This window comes from Parasphingorhabdus flavimaris, assembly GCF_013371215.1.
GTDB lineage: Bacteria > Pseudomonadota > Alphaproteobacteria > Sphingomonadales > Sphingomonadaceae > Parasphingorhabdus > Parasphingorhabdus flavimaris.
Genome location: NZ_JABWMH010000002.1, coordinates 696,404 through 714,920, shown reverse-complemented (window position 1 = coordinate 714,920; position 18,517 = coordinate 696,404). Strand labels below are relative to the sequence as shown.

At 57.1% G+C, this 18,517-nt stretch carries 11 protein-coding genes; 8 read left to right on the top strand and 3 right to left on the bottom strand.

Annotated features, from left to right (window positions below; translation table 11 throughout):
- Positions 1–61 precede the first annotated feature (61 nt).
- The 3 genes from HUO14_RS08105 to HUO14_RS08095 are packed head-to-tail and all read left to right on the top strand — an operon-like array spanning position 62 to position 2,618.
- Positions 62–412: a hypothetical protein gene (locus tag HUO14_RS08105; RefSeq protein ID WP_176279341.1), complete on the top strand. Its 351-nt coding sequence runs from the start codon at positions 62–64 to the stop codon at positions 410–412.
- Positions 409–1,383: a polysaccharide deacetylase family protein gene (locus tag HUO14_RS08100; RefSeq protein ID WP_176279340.1), complete on the top strand. Its 975-nt coding sequence runs from the start codon at positions 409–411 to the stop codon at positions 1,381–1,383. Before HUO14_RS08105 ends, HUO14_RS08100 begins: the two co-directional genes overlap by 4 nt.
- Positions 1,380–2,618, top strand: a complete 1,239-nt coding sequence (locus HUO14_RS08095) for a carboxylate--amine ligase (protein ID WP_176279339.1) — start codon at positions 1,380–1,382, stop codon at positions 2,616–2,618. The genes HUO14_RS08100 and HUO14_RS08095 overlap by 4 nt, the downstream gene beginning before the upstream one ends.
- On the opposite strand, the gene HUO14_RS08090 is transcribed toward HUO14_RS08095, so the two are convergent.
- Positions 2,587–3,141, bottom strand: a complete 555-nt coding sequence (locus tag HUO14_RS08090; protein ID WP_176279338.1) for an arsenate reductase/protein-tyrosine-phosphatase family protein — start codon at positions 3,139–3,141, stop codon at positions 2,587–2,589. The two genes, HUO14_RS08095 and HUO14_RS08090, sit on opposite strands and share 32 nt — an antisense overlap.
- 328 nt (positions 3,142–3,469) lie before the next feature.
- Between HUO14_RS08090 and gltB the strand changes: the two genes are divergently transcribed.
- From gltB to HUO14_RS08070, 4 genes are all read left to right on the top strand, one after another.
- Positions 3,470–8,122: a glutamate synthase large subunit gene (gene gltB / locus HUO14_RS08085; RefSeq protein ID WP_176279337.1), complete on the top strand. Its 4,653-nt coding sequence runs from the start codon at positions 3,470–3,472 to the stop codon at positions 8,120–8,122.
- Between the two features lie 21 nt (positions 8,123–8,143).
- The gene (locus HUO14_RS08080) at positions 8,144–9,580 is read left to right on the top strand and encodes a glutamate synthase small subunit (protein WP_176279336.1); all 1,437 of its coding nucleotides are present in this window, start codon (positions 8,144–8,146) and stop codon (positions 9,578–9,580) included.
- Positions 9,581–9,602: 22 nt separating this feature from the next.
- Positions 9,603–10,688: a TIGR03032 family protein gene (locus HUO14_RS08075; protein WP_176279335.1), complete on the top strand. Its 1,086-nt coding sequence runs from the start codon at positions 9,603–9,605 to the stop codon at positions 10,686–10,688.
- 66 nt (positions 10,689–10,754) lie between these two features.
- The gene (locus HUO14_RS08070; protein WP_176279334.1) at positions 10,755–12,749 is read left to right on the top strand and encodes a pyrroloquinoline quinone-dependent dehydrogenase; all 1,995 of its coding nucleotides are present in this window, start codon (positions 10,755–10,757) and stop codon (positions 12,747–12,749) included.
- Between the two features lie 53 nt (positions 12,750–12,802).
- Here HUO14_RS08070 and HUO14_RS08065 read toward each other — a convergent pair whose 3' ends face one another.
- Together HUO14_RS08065 and HUO14_RS08060 are read right to left on the bottom strand one after the other, a co-directional pair.
- On the bottom strand, positions 12,803–15,127 hold the full coding sequence (locus tag HUO14_RS08065) for an EAL domain-containing protein (RefSeq protein ID WP_176279333.1): 2,325 nt from the start codon (positions 15,125–15,127) through the stop codon (positions 12,803–12,805).
- 79 nt (positions 15,128–15,206) lie between these two features.
- Entirely contained in the window at positions 15,207–16,658 is a 1,452-nt protein-coding gene (locus HUO14_RS08060) for a FecR domain-containing protein (protein ID WP_176279332.1), read from the bottom strand.
- Between the two features lie 185 nt (positions 16,659–16,843).
- Between HUO14_RS08060 and HUO14_RS08055 the strand changes: the two genes are divergently transcribed.
- Entirely contained in the window at positions 16,844–18,505 is a 1,662-nt protein-coding gene (locus HUO14_RS08055) for a ShlB/FhaC/HecB family hemolysin secretion/activation protein (protein ID WP_176279331.1), read from the top strand.
- Positions 18,506–18,517: the final 12 nt, after the last annotated feature.

Sequence of the window (18,517 nt, the reverse complement as noted above, 5' to 3'; positions counted from 1 at the left end):
GTCGGGCACTTTTGGCGTGAGCCACCTGAGCGTCTCTTAGGGCAGAAGCGGTCTCGCTTCCATGAACAATATTGCCGGTTCCCGGCGCCTGAGCCGCTGCAAAATCAGGATTGGTCCGATCCTGCAAGATCATGTCTTTCGGCCCGGAAATGCCGACCGAATATTGCTGGAAGTTAACGCAATTTTTAGCCTAAGTTGCTATTTCGATACGTCAGGAAAGCTGGATAATATGCGATTTTTTTCCTGTCGGGCAATGGTGGCAAAATTAGAGGCAGGCAAATTGGGACAAACGGGCTTCGAAGCGGGAATTGACGTGAACCCGGCCAGCGAACGCGAATGGTTCGGGGCGATTTATGCAGTTCAGGTTGCCAGCTCCGCATTTGCCCGGTTTCTGGTGATCAAACCCATATGACCGATGTTTTCATCACAATCGATACCGAATATTCAGCCGGTATATATGACCGTCTGGGGTTCTCCTGCCGGGCTGAAAATTTCGACAAATCCATTCTCGGCCGGACCCCCAACGGCGATGTCGGCATATCCTACCAGATGGATGTCTTTGACCGCTATGGCATGAAAGCCGTATTCTTTGTCGATCCGATGCCGGCGCTGATATGGGGTGTGGAGGCAATAGCGGATATCGTGTCTCCGATCATCGCCCGCGGCCATGATGTCCAGTTGCATCTCCACAGCGAGTGGCTGGCCTTTGCCGGAGACGCCAATCCCCTGGGCTCGCGCACCGGCCAGAATATGAAGGATTTCTCAAGGGATGAACAGAAGCGCCTTCTAGATTTCGCAGCCCGAACGCTTGTCGAAGCCGGTGCGCCTTATCCGGTCGCGTTTCGGGCCGGAAATTATGGCGCAAATGATGACACTCTGCGCGCCCTCGCCGATCTCGGCCTTGCTTATGACACCAGCCACTGCCCGGGAATCGCAGCGGCAGAATGTGCGATCGGACTGTCGAAAACCCAATATCGGCCAGTTGCCCATTGCGGGGTAATGGAACTTCCCATCGGCGCGATCGGCGCCATTGGCAATAAAACCCGGCACGCGCAAATCACGGCTTTGTCTGCGGCTGAACTTATATCCGCAATTCGGTTTGCGCATCAACAGAATTTACTCTATTTTACAGTGGTTTCTCATAGCTTTGAGTTGATGAGTCGCGACCGGAAGCGTATCAACAAGATCATAAAGAAACGATTTGAAACATTTTGCCGGTTGTTCGCGGCAATGCCGGATGTAACCACCATGACTTTCAATGATGATTCACTATCCATAGCTTCGTCCACAATCCCCTCGCCGGTCCTGCCGCATAATATCATGCGCACCGGCGCCCGTCTGGCCGAACAGCTACTGAGCAACAAGCTCTACGGCGGCAAATGACCACGAAATCCGGTCCGGTGGGCGACAGCGCAACGCTTCCACCGGCCATCGTGATTGGGGTCGATTCCCCGATTGGCCTGACCGTGATCCGCGAGCTTGGCAAGCGCGGTGTGCCGGTGATTGGCGTGGGTTCTAGCAAATATTCGGTCGGCGGCGCATCTCGCTATCTCAAGCATTTCTTCAGACGGCCCGAGACCCGGACAATTCCAGAATGGTTGCCCGGATTGATCCGGCAATATGACGCAAAGGCGGTTCTGGCGATCTCTGAAAGCGATTTGCTGCAATTGGCCGAGATGCCGGACGATATCGAAGGCTGCCAGATCCTGACCCCGCGCCAGCCGCAATTGGGCGAGGTCCTCGACAAGTCCCGGACGATGGCTGTTGCGCGAGACCTCGGGCTGGACACTCCGGATTCCTGGCAGCCGTCTGCGGAAGATGATTTTGCCGAAATAGCGCGTGTTTTGGCTTATCCGCTGGCCATCAAATGGAATGACCCGCAGGCGATCGGGCCCGTGCTCAGCGAACATCAGATCGCTTTTGAAAAAGTCGAATATGCCGCGAATGCGGAGGAGCTGCTTGGCATATTGCGGCGTTATGACAATGTTCAAGCCTGGCCGCTGGTGCAAAGCTATTGTCCCGGCACCGGGTTTGGCCAGATGCTCCTGATGCGCGACGGCAAGGCTGCGCTTACGTTCCAGCACCGGAGGCTTCATGAATGGCCCGTAACGGGGGGCGTTTCGACATTATGTACCAATGAAGCACCGGAACGGCATCGCGATCAGCTGGCAAAATCTGAAAAACTGCTTCGCGCCATCAATTGGGATGGTCCTGCGATGGTGGAATATCGTTATGACCCGGAAACCGGCCGTTATTGCCTGATGGAAGTCAACGGTCGATTCTGGGGCAGCTTGCCGCTGGCGCACCATAGCGGAGCATTTTTCGCATGGGAAACCTATGCCGGACGAATATTGGGTCTGGAGGTCGACGAGACGTCCCAAAGCTCAAGGTCGATCAAAGCTTGCTATCTGATCCCGGAAACAAAGCGGTTGGCCCAAATATTGAGACAAGATGTCGAGCCCAAAGGCTATGCGGAGCGGATCATGATATTGGGTGGATATATCCGAGACAGGCTGAACCCCCGGATGCATTATTATATATTTTCCTGGCGTGATCCCAAGCCGTGCATTGTCGACATGATCGGGATCATTGTCCGCTTGCGGCACCGGGGAAAGTGATTTTCAGAGCGTCGACCGCGCTGGCCACGCGCTTCAGGCAAACCGGCATATAGCGCGGATCGAGACTATAGGGGTCGTGCAAATGCGGAAATGACGGCTTTGCATAGAGTCCCAGCAAGGTTCTGGGGATATCCCGCAACCGCTCGATTTGCGCGATTTTGTGCAAATGACGAACTTCCATCGCCAACAACAGGTCACCCGGCTGCGGCTGGTAATCTTCGACCGCTGTTGTCTGATGCCCGGCCAGACTGACGCCCAGACCTTCGGACACCTCGCTGGCAAAAGCATGTGCGCCTTTGTGGCTGGTAGTAGACAAGCCGAATGAAGCGGTTGAAAGGCCCGATTGACGCGCATAATGGTCGGCAAAGGCGCTGCGGCAGATATTGCCGTGACATACGAACACAAGCCGCTTGATCGTGGTCGGGTCGAAGTCATTGATTTGCGCTGTTTTCAGGCCGACCTGAACATAGGACAAGGCAAGCCGCACCAGGCCGCGATGGGTTCCGAAATTTTCTGTCAGCATCGAGTTGTCGCTCTCAAGTCCCTGTTTCGCATCGAGTTTGGTCCTGCCTGGCTGTTATTTGGCATCGGAAGAGATTCCTAACGCGACGCTTAAGGACAATTCCCTAATATCAGCCTGACGATTTGCAATGTTTATGGTGACGATTGACCGCGCTATGGCCTTGAAAGCATTTCCTGTTTTGCCCTAGTGGCCAGACCTGAAATCGCGGCCCGCGCGGCGAGCGCAATATTTCTTTTCCATATCCAGCAAAACTTATCTTCAAAATACGCAAAATTCCATCTAGGAGCATTTTAATTACAAAAATATTATCGAAAAATAAGGACGGAAAATGAGCTTCCCGCCACGGCAAGGCCTGTATGATTCAAACAACGAGCATGACGCGTGCGGCGTCGGCTTTGTTGCAAATATCAAGGGCGACAAATCGCATCTCACGGTCAAACGTGGTCTGGAAATTCTGGTTAATATCGACCACCGCGGCGCTGTTGGTGCCGATCCGCTCCTGGGTGACGGCGCCGGAATATTATTGCAGATTCCCGACGCACTTCTGCGGAACTGGACCGATTCACAAGGTCTCGCCCTGCCCCCGTCGGGTGACTATGCCGTCGCGATGTGCTTCCTTCCGTCCGACCCGGCCGAGGCGGAATTTGCGACAGCGCATTTCGAACGGTTCATCGCCAAAGAAGGCCAGGTCATGGTCGGCTGGAGAGACGTGCCGATCGATACCGTCGGCATCGGCAAGGCCGTGCTCGAACAAATGCCACTGATTCGTCAGGCCATTGTCGGCAAAGGCGATTCGATTGCCGATCAGGATGCGTTCGAGCGCAAGATCCTCGCTATCCGCAAACAGGTGCACAACCCGCTGGATGGCCTCGCCGAGAAAAACGGGATGCCGGGCCTCTCCGAATTCTATATGCCGTCTTTCTCGACCAAGACGATTGTCTACAAGGGGCTGTTGCTCGCTGATCAGGTCGGTTCCTTCTACAAGGACCTGAATGATCCGCTGACCACGTCAGCCGTCGCGATGGTTCACCAGCGTTTTTCGACCAACACCTTCCCGTCGTGGAAACTGGCGCACCCTTATCGGTTCATCGCGCATAATGGCGAGATCAACACGGTGCGCGGCAATGTCAACTGGATGAATGCCCGCCGCAGGACCATGGAATCCGACCTGCTGGGCGCCGATCTCGACAAGATGTGGCCATTGATCCCGCACGGCCAATCCGACACGGCATGCCTCGACAACGCTCTCGAACTGCTGGTTGCAGGCGGATACTCCCTGCCCCACGCGGTCATGATGCTGATCCCGGAAGCCTGGGCCGGTGATCCGATGATGGATGCCGACCGCAAGGCATTTTACGAATATCACGCCGCCTTGATGGAACCATGGGACGGCCCTGCGGCTGTCGCCTTTACCGATGGAGTTCAAGTCGGCGCAACGCTGGACCGCAACGGCCTGCGTCCGGCGCGTTTCTGCGTCACCGACGACGGTCATGTCATCATGGCCTCGGAATCCGGCGTACTTCCCGTCAAGGAGGACAATATCGTCCGTAAATGGCGGTTGCAGCCCGGAAAGATGCTGCTCATCGATATGGAGCAGGGCCGGATCATCGAGGATGAAGAGATCAAGGCCGATCTCGCCAAGGCCAAACCCTATGCGAAATGGCTGGAATCGACGCAATATAATCTGAAAGATCTTGATCTTGATGATCTGGACGATGTCGATGCACCGAAAGCCAACGGGCAAGACAGTCCGGCGGCGCTGCTCGACCGCCAGCAGGCGTTCGGCTTCACCCAGGAAGATATCACAAAATTCCTCGAACCGATGGCGAGTGACGGGATTGATCCGATTGGCTCAATGGGCACCGACACGCCGATAGCTGTCCTGTCAGGCAAGCCGCGCCTGCTATATGATTATTTCAAGCAGAATTTTGCCCAGGTAACCAACCCGCCGATCGACCCGATCCGCGAGGAACTGGTCATGTCGCTGGTTTCGATGATCGGTCCGCGACCCAATCTGCTGGGTCATGATGCCGGTACGCACAAGCGGCTCGAGGTCGACCAACCTGTGCTGACCAACGCGGATTTGCTCAAGATTCGCTCGGTCGAAGAAGCGCTCGACGGTGCCTTCCGGACCGAGACGATCGACATCACCTGGGACGCCGAGACTGGCGCAGACGGTCTGGAAATGGCGCTTAAGGAAATGTGCTGGGCGGCAACCGAAGCCGTGCTGGCCGACCGCAATATTCTGATCCTGTCCGATCGCGCCAAGGGACCGGACCGGATCGCCATGCCGGCCCTGCTCGCTACGGCAGCCGTTCATCATCACCTGGTCCGTCAGGGCCTGAGAATGCAGACCGGTCTCGTCGTCGAAACCGGTGAAGCCCGCGAAGTCCATCATTTTTGCGTTTTGGCCGGCTATGGCGCAGAAGCGGTCAATCCCTATCTGGCGTTCGAAACGCTTGAGGAAATTCGCGTTCGCCGCGAACTGCCGCTGACCACGCAACAGGTCGAGCAGAATTATATCAAGGCCATCGGCAAGGGTATTTTGAAAGTCATGTCCAAAATGGGCATCTCGACCTACCAGAGTTATTGCGGCGCGCAGATTTTCGATGCGGTTGGCCTGTCCAGCGCGTTTATAGAAAAATATTTCACCGGTACCGCGACCATGATCGAGGGCGTTGGTCTGGCGGAAGTCGCCGGAGAGACCGTGTTCCGGCATACCGAGGCCTATGGCGACAATCCGATCTACAAGAATATGCTCGATGTCGGGGGTATCTATGGCTTCCGGCTTCGCGGCGAAGAACATGCCTGGACACCTGCCAATGTCGCAAATCTGCAGCATGCGGTGCGCGGCAATGATCCGAAAAATTATGCGGAATTTGCAAAATCGGTCAATGAACAGAGCGAACGACTGCTGACCATTCGCGGGTTGATGGATCTGACCAAGTCTGGTGAACCGCTCGACATCAGTGAAGTAGAGCCCGCATCCGAAATCGTGAAGCGTTTCGCCACCGGTGCGATGAGCTTCGGCTCTATCAGCCGGGAAGCGCATACGACGCTGGCCATCGCCATGAACCGGATTGGCGGCAAGTCCAATACCGGCGAAGGCGGCGAAGAACCGGACCGCTTCCTGCCGATGGTCAATGGCGACAGCATGCGCTCGGCGATCAAGCAGGTCGCCAGTGGCCGTTTCGGCGTAACCGCCGAATATCTCGTCAATGCCGACGATATCCAGATCAAGATGGCGCAGGGTGCCAAGCCTGGCGAAGGCGGGCAGCTGCCCGGCAGCAAGGTCGACAAGAATATCGGCAAGGTTCGTCACTCGACCCCCGGCGTCGGCCTGATTTCGCCGCCGCCGCATCATGACATCTATTCGATCGAGGATCTGGCACAGCTCATCCATGACCTGAAAAATGTGAACACAGGCGCGCGGATTTCGGTAAAACTGGTTTCCGAAGTCGGCGTCGGCACGGTTGCCGCAGGCGTGTCCAAGGCACGCGCCGATCATCTGACCATTTCCGGTTATGACGGTGGCACAGGCGCTTCGCCCCTGACCTCGCTGACCCACGCCGGCTCACCTTGGGAAATCGGTCTGGCCGAGACGCAGCAGACCTTGCTGCTCAACGGATTGCGTTCGAGAATATCGGTACAGGTTGATGGCGGTCTGCGTACCGGGCGCGATGTCGCCATTGGCGCGCTACTGGGCGCCGACGAATTCGGTTTTGCTACGGCACCGCTGATCGCCGCCGGTTGCATCATGATGCGCAAATGTCACCTCAACACCTGCCCCGTCGGCGTGGCGACCCAGAATCCGGAACTGCGCAAGAAGTTCACAGGACAGCCGGAATATGTGATCAACTATTTCTTCTTCGTCGCCGAAGAGCTGCGCCAGATCATGGCCGAAATGGGCTTCCGCACGATCGAGGAAATGGTTGGACGAGTCGACAAGATCGATATGCGCAAGGCGCTCGACCACTGGAAAGCTGAAGGTGTCGACCTTTCCCGTCTGCTGCATCAGGTTCCACTGGCCGAAGGGGAACCGCTTCATCAGACCATCACCCAGGACCACGGCCTTGACGCCGCGCTGGACAAGGATCTGATCGCGGCTGCCACACCGGCTCTGGAAAACGGGCAGACCGTGAAGATCGAGCGCAAGGTGAAAAACGTCAACCGCACCGTCGGCGCGATGCTTTCGGGGGAAGTTGCCAAGCGCTACGGCCATGCGGGACTGCCGAACAATACGATCCAGATGGCGTTCGAAGGCGTGGCCGGGCAAAGCTTCGGTGCGTTTCTGGCGCATGGTATCACCGCCGAACTGGTCGGCGATGCCAATGACTATGTCGGCAAGGGCCTTTCCGGTGGACGTGTCATCGTCAAGCAGCCGACCCATGTCGATCGCAATCCGACCGAAAATATCATCGTCGGCAATACCGTGCTCTATGGCGCGGTCGCCGGGGAAGCCTATTTCAACGGGGTCGCAGGAGAACGTTTCGCTGTCCGCAATTCGGGCGCGGTCACCGTCGTAGAAGGCACAGGCGATCATGGCTGTGAATATATGACCGGCGGGGTTGTTGTCGTGCTCGGCAAGACCGGGCGGAATTTCGCGGCCGGCATGTCCGGTGGTGTGGCTTATGTCTATGACGAGGACGGCCTGTTCCGCAAACGCTGCAATATGGCGATGGTCGGCATCGAGCCGATTGATGCGGACGCCGATGATGGCGAAGGCACCACGCCGCCCCAGCAGCTTCCGGTTGATGTCAACGATTATGGCATGGGTGACATGCTGTATCACGACGCCGCGCGACTGCGGATCTTGCTGGAACGGCACAAGCTTTACACCGGCAGCAAACGGGCGAGCGAAATTCTCGAAAATTGGGAAGAAGCCCTTGGCCGTTTCGTAAAAGTCATGCCGAGTGATTATGCCGGTGCGCTGAAACAACTTGAAGCCGAGCGTCTCGACGCGATCGTTGCTGCAGAATAATTGAAGATATTGGAGTAGACCGTGGGTAAAGTAACAGGCTTTCTCGAGATTGATCGCAAAGAAGCGACCTATGCCGATCCAAAGGAACGGCTGAAACATTACAAGGAATTCACGATTCCATTGCCGGAATCTGAAATCAAGGGTCAGGCTGCCCGCTGCATGGATTGCGGCATCCCTTATTGCCATAACGGCTGCCCGGTGAATAACATCATCCCCGACTGGAATAATCTGGTCTACGAAGGTGACTGGAAGACGGCTCTCGAAACGCTGCACTCGACCAACAATTTCCCCGAATTCACCGGTCGTATCTGCCCCGCTCCTTGCGAGGCCGCCTGCACGCTGAACATCGACGACGCGCCGGTGAACATCAAGTCGATCGAATGCGCGATCGTCGATCGCGGATGGGAAGAAGGCTGGATCAGCCCCCAGATCGCCGACCATAAGACCGGGAAATCTGTCGCGGTCGTCGGTTCCGGTCCTGCGGGCATGGCCTGCGCCCAGCAATTGGCTCGCGCCGGCCACAACGTCACATTATTCGAGAAAAATGACCGTATGGGCGGACTGCTGCGCTACGGCATTCCCGATTTCAAGATGGAAAAGCATCTGATCAACCGCCGACTCGTCCAGATGGAAGCGGAAGGCGTGGAATTGCGCACCAGCGCCGAAGTCGGCGTGACCGTTTCGGTCCAGTCATTGCGCGACAATTATGATGCAGTGGTGATGTCAGGCGGCGCGGAAAAGCCGCGCGCACTCGACATACCCGGCTATGAAATGTCCGGCGTCCGCACGGCAATGGAATTTCTGACCCAGCAGAACAAGCGCAACGCGGGCGACGACGAAATGCGGGCAGCTCCGCGCGGATCGATTACCGCCGAAGGCAAGCATGTCATCGTCATTGGCGGCGGTGATACCGGCTCGGACTGTGTAGGCACATCCAATCGCCAGGGCGCCGCATCGGTAACCCAGATAGAAATCATGCCCAAGCCGCCGAAAATGGAAGACAAGACTTTCTCCTGGCCCGATTGGCCTTTGAAGCTGCGCACTTCGTCCAGCCATCTGGAGGGCTGCGAACGCGACTGGTCGATCATGGCAAAACGGGTCGTCGGCACCAACGGCGAGGTCGAAGGTCTCGAATGTGTCCGCCTCGAATGGCTCGATGGCCAGATGCAGGAAATTGCGGGAAGCGAATTCACCATCAAGGCCGACCTTATACTCTTGGCCATGGGCTTCGTAGGACCGCGCAAGATGGGATTGATCGATCAATCGGAAGTCGAACTCGACGCGCGCGGCAATGTCGCGGCCAATGTGAGCAGCTACGCAACCAGCAAGAGCGGTATCTTCGCCTGCGGTGACATGCGTCGCGGCCAGAGCCTTGTCGTGTGGGCTATCCGCGAGGGGCGCCAGTGCGCCCGTGCGGTCGATCTGGAGCTTATGGGAGAAAGCTTGTTGCCCCGCTGAGGTTGGGATAAAGCAGGCCGAGATGGCAGAACCGGAAAACAGCAACAAGCCCCCCGAGGCTTCTCCTCCTGCTGACGCCGACGGGGCCAAGACGGACATCGATTTTTCCGCCGGCCTTGCCGGGTTTCTGGCAGCCGGTAATATCTCGCTGGGCTTCACATCCTATCAGACCGGCAGACTATATCTGATAGGTTCCGGCGCAGACGGAAAGCTCGCCCTGCACGAAGCGCAATATCCGCAGGCAATGGGTGTGGCAGGCGACAGCGAGCGCATCTATCTGGGGACGCTGACGCAGGTGGTGCGAATGGAAAATGTGCTGGCACCGGGCCAGACGGCCAATAATGTCCACGACAAGGTCTATGTCCCGCGCAATATGCAGACAACCGGCAATATCGACATTCACGAACTGGGCATCCGCAAGAACGGGCGCCTGGTCTATATCAACACGCGCTACAGCTGTTTGTGCGAGCCCGACATCAAGCACAGTTTCAAACCGGTCTGGAAACCGGAGTTCATCTCCAAGCTGGCGCCCGAAGACCGCTGCCATCTCAACGGTCTGGCGATGGTCGACGGCGAACCGAAATATGTCTCCGCCGTCTGCCGCAGCGATGTTATCGATGGCTGGCGCGACCGTCGCCACGATGGCGGTGTGATTATCGACATCGATACAAACGAGATAATGGCCGAAGGCCTCTCCATGCCGCACAGCCCGCGCTGGTTCGACGGGAAATTATGGATCCTCAATTCAGGCAGCGGCGAACTGGGCTGGATTGACCCGGAAGACAAAAGCTTTCAACCGGTGGCATTCTTTCCAGGCTTCCTGCGCGGTCTGGCCTTCCACGGCAACCATGCGGTCACGACATTGTCCAAGCCACGCAATAAACGGTTTGACGGGCTGACTCTCGACGACAGGCTGAAGGAAAAAGATGCCGATGCGTGGTGCGGCGTCCAGATACTCAATTTGCAGACGGGCGATGTCGCCCATTGGCTGCGCCTCGACGGTCCGATCACCGAATTGTTCGATGTCTGCGTACTCCCTGGCGTGCGCAACCCGATCACCCTTGGCCCCAATTCGGCAGAGATCAGAGACTTCATCACCTTCAATTAGCGGATCGCACGGCGCGCTCTGCACATGCTCTCTTCCCAATCGGCATGATTTCGTTACACTCCCGCCATGAACATCTCGCCCGTTCGCGCTACCTTGCTGATGCTAGGCCTGTTTCTGGCGGCCAGTTTTCTTGGCGGCTCGGCCATCTGGTCGGTGCTTGGTATCGCCGATGATCTGACGATCGACGGCCGGGCTCAAATCGTCCGTCCGGACAGCGGTGGTCTCGGCACGGATTGGCAAGCCTATGGCGGCGACAGCGGCGGCAATCGCTATGTGGCCGCCCGCAATATCGACAAGGATAATGTCGCCCGTCTCGAGATCGCGTGGGTCCATCAAAGCGGGGCATTGAACGGCCTTGGTAAAAAGGCGCTTTCCCGCACGGCCCTGCAGTCCACCCCGATACTGGTTGAGGGGCTGCTGATCTATTGCACCCAGTTCAATCAGGTCATCGCGCTTGATCCGGGCACCGGGGCCGAAAAATGGCGTTTTGATCCGGAAGTGCCAACCGACAGCCGACCCGCCAATCAATATACTTGCCGCGGTGTTTCCTACTGGCAGGACAGCGCGGCACCACCGGGCGCGAAATGCGCCTCGCGGCTGTTTACCGCGACAATCGATGCGCGGATGATCGCGCTCGACGCCCGAAGCGGCAAGCTCTGCGAGGATTTCGGCGAAGGCGGAACCAAACGCATCCGGCCATCGATCTCGCTGCGCTGGCCGGGCGAATTTCAGGTCACGTCGGCACCGGCGATCGTCGGCGATATCGTGGTGACCGGGACGTCGATCGGCGACAATCTGCGCACCGATGCACCGAGAGGAACGGTTTTCGCTTTTGACGCGCGGACCGGTGAGACAAAATGGATTTTCGATCCTCTGAGCGGATCACCGACCATACGCGCAGGGCACGGCAACGTCTGGAGCAGCATCGCGGTCGACAAGGAGCGCGGCCTCGTCATCCTGCCGACCTCGAGCCCCAGTCCCGATTATTATGGGGGCAACAGGCCCGGCGATAATCTCTACGCCAATAGCGTCGTGGCGCTCGACGGCGAGAACGGCACGGTGGCATGGCATTTTCAAACGGTCCATCACGATGTCTGGGACTATGATCTCCCTGCCCAGCCCGGGCTCTATCAGGTCTGGCGTGATGGCGAGGCCCATGATGTTGTCGCACAGGTCACCAAGACCGGATTGGTGTTCGTGCTCGACCGCGACACTGGCAAACCCTTTTTGCCAATAGAGGAAAGGCCGGTGCCGCAAGGCGGCGTTGCAGGTGAACGGCTGTCCCCTACCCAGCCCTTTCCGGTCAGGACGCCGCCGGTCGTTCCGGACCGGCTCGACCTTGGCGATGCCTTTGGGGTGACCTTGTGGGACAAGTTGGCCTGCAAATCAAAACTGGAGAAATTGCGCGGAGAGGGTCTGTTTACGCCGCCAACCATAGCCGGAACCCTGTCGCTGCCGTTTACCGGCGGCGGGGCAAATTGGGGCAGCGCGGCCTATGACCCGCGCCGCAATCTTATGGTGATCAACATGAACAATCTCGCGTCCCATATGACGATGCATCGCGATACGAACGAGCGTGAGCAAGTCGACGCGATAAGCGACGACGACGAATTCGCACCAATGGAAGGCGCGCCTTATGCGATGACCAGAGCAACGCTCCTTTCGCCTCTCGGCCTGCCCTGCTCCGCGCCGCCGTGGGGCGTACTCGCTGGTGTCGATCTCGACAGCGGTCGGATTGTCTGGCGACAGACACTGGGCACGACCGAAGATCTGGCACCGGGCGGACTGGCGCTGAAGCTTGGAACCCCGAGTTTCGGCGGGCCGATGATCACCGCTGGGGGGCTGATATTCATCGGCGCGGCGATGGATGACTATTTACGGGCGATCGATGTCGATACTGGCAAAGAGCTGTGGAAGGGCCGGTTGCCCGCTGGCGGCCAGGCAACGCCCATGAGCTACGTCTGGAAAGGCCGCCAATATGTTGTGATTGCTGCCGGCGGACATGCGCGCATCGGTTCAAAGCTGGGTGACCATATCCTCGCATTTGCCCTGCCCCAATAGCTTGGCCGGGACGGATATGGTTAGATCGGTGAAGCGTGTGTTCCTGCCTCGAACTATGCCGACAATCTTTGTTCTTCAGCAACGCTATCGAGCCAGACAGCCGTGAAGATTTCCGAAGAGACCGGCTTGGAGATATGCCAGCCCTGACCAATGTCGCAGCCATATTGCATCAGCAAGTCCATCGTTTGCTGATCCTCGATCCCTTCGGCAACGATTTTCAGTCCCAGTTCATGAGCCATGGCGATGGTAGACTTCACGATCACCTGATTGGATTTGTCGGTGACCATTGACTGCACAAAGCTCTTGTCCAATTTTATCTCGCCGATCGGAAGACGTTGCAGATAGCTTATCGTCGACTGGCCTGTCCCATAATCGTCGATGGATATTCCGATACCGGCTTTCCGGATCTGTCTCAGCGCCAATAGTGATGCATCGGGATCAGCCAAGGTCGCCGTTTCCGTGACCTCAAATACAACTTGCCCATTCGAAACAGCAGCGGCTTTGACCATCGCAATAGCCTGGTCGACAAAGCTGCTGTCGCTCAACAGTTTCGCCGAAATGTTGACCGAGCAGGTCAATCCCGGGCGTCGTTTGTCCCAGGCGCCCAGGTCATTGAGGGCCCGTCGCAACACCAGATAGGTCAGCTGGTCGATGCGGCCAGCCTGTTCGAGCAAGGGAATGAATATTTCCGGGCTGATCAGGCCACGATCGGGATGGCTCCAGCGGACCAGCGCCTCGGCACCGTCCAGAGCTTGCGCCGACAGGTCCCATTTGGGTTGATAGACCACGACCAGCTTGCCGTCCTCGATCGACCGATCCAGTTCCATCAGCAGGTTATGTTTCTGGCCGATCGCCTGATCGACCTCTTCATTGTGCCACGCCCATTTCTGGCCGGCGGCAAAGGCCTGTTCAGAAGCAATCCGTGCCTTGTCGACGGATTCGCTGCTGATCCCGAACGTCGCCGCAATCTTGACCCTGGTTTGCTCCGCCATCACCGGAGCTTGCAGAAGCACGGAGGCGGTATCGAAATGGCCCACAATATCGTTGCGATAATCGCTCTTAACAATCCAGGCGAGCAGATCGGAATCGAGATGGAATATCTGCTCGTCCTGCGCGAGAAAGCCGAACCGGCTCGCAAGATTCCGGAACAGGTCGCGACGCGATTCCTTGCTGGTCACGACCAGCAATTCCCGGAAATCCGAAATACGTGCAGTTGCGATAAAGCCAAAATCCCTGCCGCCGACCGTCTTCAGCAAGGCCGTTTCATTGGGCAGATTGCTCGTCACGTTTATGTAGCGGCTGGTATTCAACGCCCTGGTAGTCGTCAGGAACTTCTGGAACAGAATGTAGGACGCGAGGAAAAGCATGACCTGAACATTCCCAAAGGTAACGAGATTGAGATATTCGGTCAGAAGTAACAGCCCGGAGAATATGACGGCGGTTCCCAACGCCAGACGGATCATTCCCGCCGATGATATCTTCCGGATGAGGATGCCCCCTAGCAACACTATTGCCGCCAGCATCAGGGTGGGCAAGCTTCCCAGATTTTGCAGATTGGTCCCCTGGATCAGGGTCTCGCTAGCCATCGCCTGGATGACAACCCCCGGAAGGATACCATGACGGCTGATCGGATAACGGTCGCCCAGTTCGATCGCTGTCGCGCCAATCAAAGCCGCCTTGCCAGCGAGATTGATCGGTTGGCCATTTCCACTGACCAGATCGCCAAAACTCAGCCGCGGAATTGTATTCGGATCGATCGATTGATCGATCGCAAAGCTATGATCTATATCGCCAGATACCTCGGCGATCATGCTGGCCAGCGAGGGACGAGCGATGCCCGCGGTGGTGGTCCCGAAACTATAGTCGTTCAATTGTCCGAGCTCGTCCGGATGGACGTTGACCGATGCCAGAAATGCATTTTCGCGGAGCATCTCGATCGGCAGGCTTTCGACAAATTCCGATTGTACAGTCGAAGCCTGCTGCCGCATCGTCGGCAGAATGACCGTCGCATCAGATCGCGCAATTGCTTCGGCCAGTATCTGATCCTGCATCTCGGTCGACCGGGATGAAAAATCGACATCAAACGCGATCTGGCTTGCGCCGGCTGCGGTCAGGACGTCGATTGCTTTCGCATAATGAGCGCGCGGCCACGGCCAGTTGTCGACGGCTTGCAGCGACCTGGCGTCAATCTCGACGATTACGACGTCTCCGGACGCCGGTTTTTCCAGCAAACTGGCACGCAGGTTGGTAAGCTGGCGCTCGACTTCATTGCCGACACCAGCGGAACTCAGCACCAGAGCAGCGAGCAGCGCCAATGTCCACGCTGCCAGGAACTGGAAGAACGGATCTGCGTCGAAAGAGGAAAAAATGGTCTTCAATTATGGCCCCAAGGAATATCTGGAGAACATCTAACCGAAGACCACTCTATTTTGCGTTAACGCTACCAGTCACGTTGAATCAGGGCTTGGGAAACAAGCCCTGATTCAGACCTTCTATGATCTCGCTGACGATATTGGAACTGCCGCTCTTATTGGCTCCGGCACCATTGGCATTGTTGTTCCCGGCACCATTGCTGTTTTCGCTGATGCCGCTTCCGTCGCCATTCCCATAGCCGATAATACCGTTGCCGGCGTCATCATTTTCGCCATCATCGCCATCATCATCTCCGCCACCGTTTCCGTTTCCGTTACCGTCGCCGTTGTTGCCATTGCCGGCGTCATCATCATCGCCGTCATCGCCATCATCGTTTCCGCCACCGCCACCGTTTCCGTTCCCGCTATTGCCGTTTCCGTTACCATCATTGCCGTTGTCGTTGCCGTCTCCGTTGCCATTTGGATTGGGGCCGCTTCTGCAATTCGGAACACCGTTGCATGTCCCGTCGGGTTGATCCCCGCCATAATTTGGTCCGGCATCATCATCGCCATTATTGCTATTGCCGCCAGCGTTGTTATTTTCGCCGTTGTTACCATTGCCAACACCGTCCGGCTTTCCGCCCGCGTCAGCATTGGCGTTGTCGCTGTTTCCGCCAGCGTTATCGCTTCCGGCATCTCCTAAAGAATTTCCTCTGCCAACAGCGCCTGGATTGCCATTGTCAACCGGGCTATTGCCGCTGACCGCTCCCGGCAACGACAGCTGAAGTGACGCAAATCGCGCGGGTGCTGGTGCTGACGGGGCTGCACCGTTGGAAACCAGTCCACCGGTCAGATCGCTGAGTGACACCGGAGCTTCCAACACGGGTGCCGTGATTGTTCCTTCAAAACTGCTGTTTGCGATCTCTACCAGGGCGGCATCTTCGACCGGTTCCGGCGTGTCGGTGCTGCCTGCCGGCGCATTGGGCGAATCTATGGTGCGCGATTCCGTTCCCGCGATGGTCAGTCGAAATTGCTGACTCTGGTCGACCATTCCGATCATGCCCGGAGACAGAAGCTGCGTCGCGCCGCCGTCAAGAGTCGAGACCTGCACTGCACCTTCGGTAACCTGCACCGCCGTTCCGGACTCCGTAACCGTCACGCTGAAAGTGGTGCCCTTGACCACAGCCGCCAGATAGGGTGTTTTTACCCCGAAATGCGGGGTGGACTTCTTGTCGATGCGAAACAGAACATTGCCGAGCTCTTCAAAAAACTGAACCACGCCGCCGCTTTGTTCCGGAGCGCTGATCCTGAGCCGGCTGTTGGGAGAAACGACAACATATTCCTGACCACGCACCAATACCGCACGGCTTTTCGTGCCGGTCGTGATGACATCGCCAGCAGTCAGACTGCCACCGCTGATAGCGATCCTGGACACGCCCGAACGCAGGACATTAACAGTTCCGGCGCTTTCCGAAAGCTTCCACTGCGGTGTTTCTGCTTGAGCAGATCCTCCGGCCATCAATGCGGCTATCGTCAGGATTATCTTGGTTTTCTTCATTGTCTTGCCCTTGTGATCTCGCATCGCGGAGACCGTTTTCGTTGACCCACGAGACACCCGATAGCGGTTTAAAGTCGCAACATCGTTTAAAAGCGCGCTGAATATTCCGTTAATGGGGGCTCCTGCTAAGGAATTCCTAAGGATTGCAGGATAAATGACATGTTGAATATGTTCAGGAGTGTTGCGTGCGTCCCCAAGTAAATCTAGCCCTATTCACCATGCTGGGCTGCCTATCGTCCGCTGTCCTGGCGCAACAGAGCGGCAACCCCTTCGAAAGCGTTGGCGATCCGGGTGAGTGGATCGTGGGCGATCCCACCGGCGACGACATGGTTGCGCCGATAGCACTGGCCAAGCCAGAAGCTGTGCCGGACCAGTCATTGCAACAATCCAATGAAAGCCGTTCGATCACCATCGGTGCGGTCAGCGTCAATTCGGGCAGCCAGATCGCCGGAGACATGCTTGCCAGCAGCTACGAGAAATTCATCGGCCAGACTGCCAGCCAGGACATGCTGAGGGACCTCGCCAGCGCTGTCTCGGAAGCTGCCAGAAACCGCGGCTATATATTTGCAAGCGCACAAGTTCCGCCTCAATCTGTCAAAATAGGTGTGGTCGAGGTCCTGCTGGATCCTGGCGCTATCGATGAAGTCCGGATCATCGGATCAAACAATCGCCGGTTGAGGAAAATACTCGACCAACTGGAATGCAAGGCTGCGCTGTCGCACGAGGTCGAACGGCAATTGCTGCTAGCCGGCGACTTGCCGGGAATCAGGGTGCTGAATTCAAAATATCAACGCGAAGACGGCAAGGGTGTCCTGATCGTGAAGGTACGCGAAGACAAAGCCAAAGGGCATTTGAGGGTGGACAATCACGGTCCGGAAACACTGGGGCCGATCCGTGCCCGCCTCAATCTCGACGTGGCGGGCCTGCTGACGGACAGCGATGTTCTCACAACCAACGTGATAAGCACTGCCTTGCAACCGAAAGAACTGACCTATATCAACGCCCGCTATGCGATGACATTGGGCGATGGCGGCACTGTTATCGGTTTTTCTGGTGCTGCGGGCCGCACCCGGTCGGGCGGCAATCTTTCCAGTTTCAATTATACCGGTCGCAATCGCTATGCTTCCGTCTTTTCCAGTCACGCCTTGAAGCGCAGCAATGATTTCAATCTCTGGCTCAATGCGGAACTGGCCTATCTGGATGTCAAGCAATCCCGCGATGGGCTATTGTTTCAAGACGAGCAGATCGCCACTGCCTCGCTGAATTTCTCGGGCAATTATAATGTCGGTATCGGTCGCATCTATGGCGGGGTCGGGGTTACCCGGGGTCTGGGCATATTGGGAGCGAATAGAAGCGGCGATTCGCTAAACTCCCGCAATGATGGCAGCGGCGAATTTACCAAGGCAAATTTCTGGATCAACTCGATCCTCAACATGGGCGACGGCTTTGGCATGAGACTGGCCGGCAATGCGCAAATCGCCTCGCGACCGCTACTCTCTCCCAATGAAATTTCGATCGGCGGGCCATATTTTGGCAAGGGATATGATTTCAGCGAACGCTTCGGCGATGAGGGCGCTCTGGGACTTGCCGAAGTGCGCAAGGAATTTGACGACATCACCGGTTGGCTCGACTGGTTCCAGCTCTACGCCTTTGTCGATGGCGGCTATGTTTCCAACATCGGTTCCGGCTTTGGTGGCGGCACGCTAGCGTCGGCAGGCGGCGGCCTGCGATCCCAGATCGGCAGAATCGACCTGGGCGTCGAGGCCGCGGCACCAGTGAACACCGACCGCTTTGAAAGCGGAGACCGGTCGCCCAAGATCAATGTTCAGGTCGGACTGCAGTTCTAGCCGGGTTAGCCT

Excerpts from the sequence above, each read along its gene's own strand:
- HUO14_RS08105 (WP_176279341.1), top strand. The coding sequence starts at position 62 with ATGAACAATATTGCCGGTTCCCGGCGCCTGAGCCGCTGCAAAATCAGG.
- HUO14_RS08100 (WP_176279340.1), top strand. The coding sequence starts at position 409 with ATGACCGATGTTTTCATCACAATCGATACCGAATATTCAGCCGGTATA.
- HUO14_RS08095 (WP_176279339.1), top strand. The coding sequence starts at position 1,380 with ATGACCACGAAATCCGGTCCGGTGGGCGACAGCGCAACGCTTCCACCG.
- HUO14_RS08090 (WP_176279338.1), bottom strand. The coding sequence starts at position 3,141 with ATGCTGACAGAAAATTTCGGAACCCATCGCGGCCTGGTGCGGCTTGCC.
- gltB (WP_176279337.1), top strand. The coding sequence starts at position 3,470 with ATGAGCTTCCCGCCACGGCAAGGCCTGTATGATTCAAACAACGAGCAT.
- HUO14_RS08075 (WP_176279335.1), top strand. The coding sequence starts at position 9,603 with ATGGCAGAACCGGAAAACAGCAACAAGCCCCCCGAGGCTTCTCCTCCT.
- HUO14_RS08070 (WP_176279334.1), top strand. The coding sequence starts at position 10,755 with ATGAACATCTCGCCCGTTCGCGCTACCTTGCTGATGCTAGGCCTGTTT.
- HUO14_RS08060 (WP_176279332.1), bottom strand. The coding sequence starts at position 16,658 with ATGAAGAAAACCAAGATAATCCTGACGATAGCCGCATTGATGGCCGGA.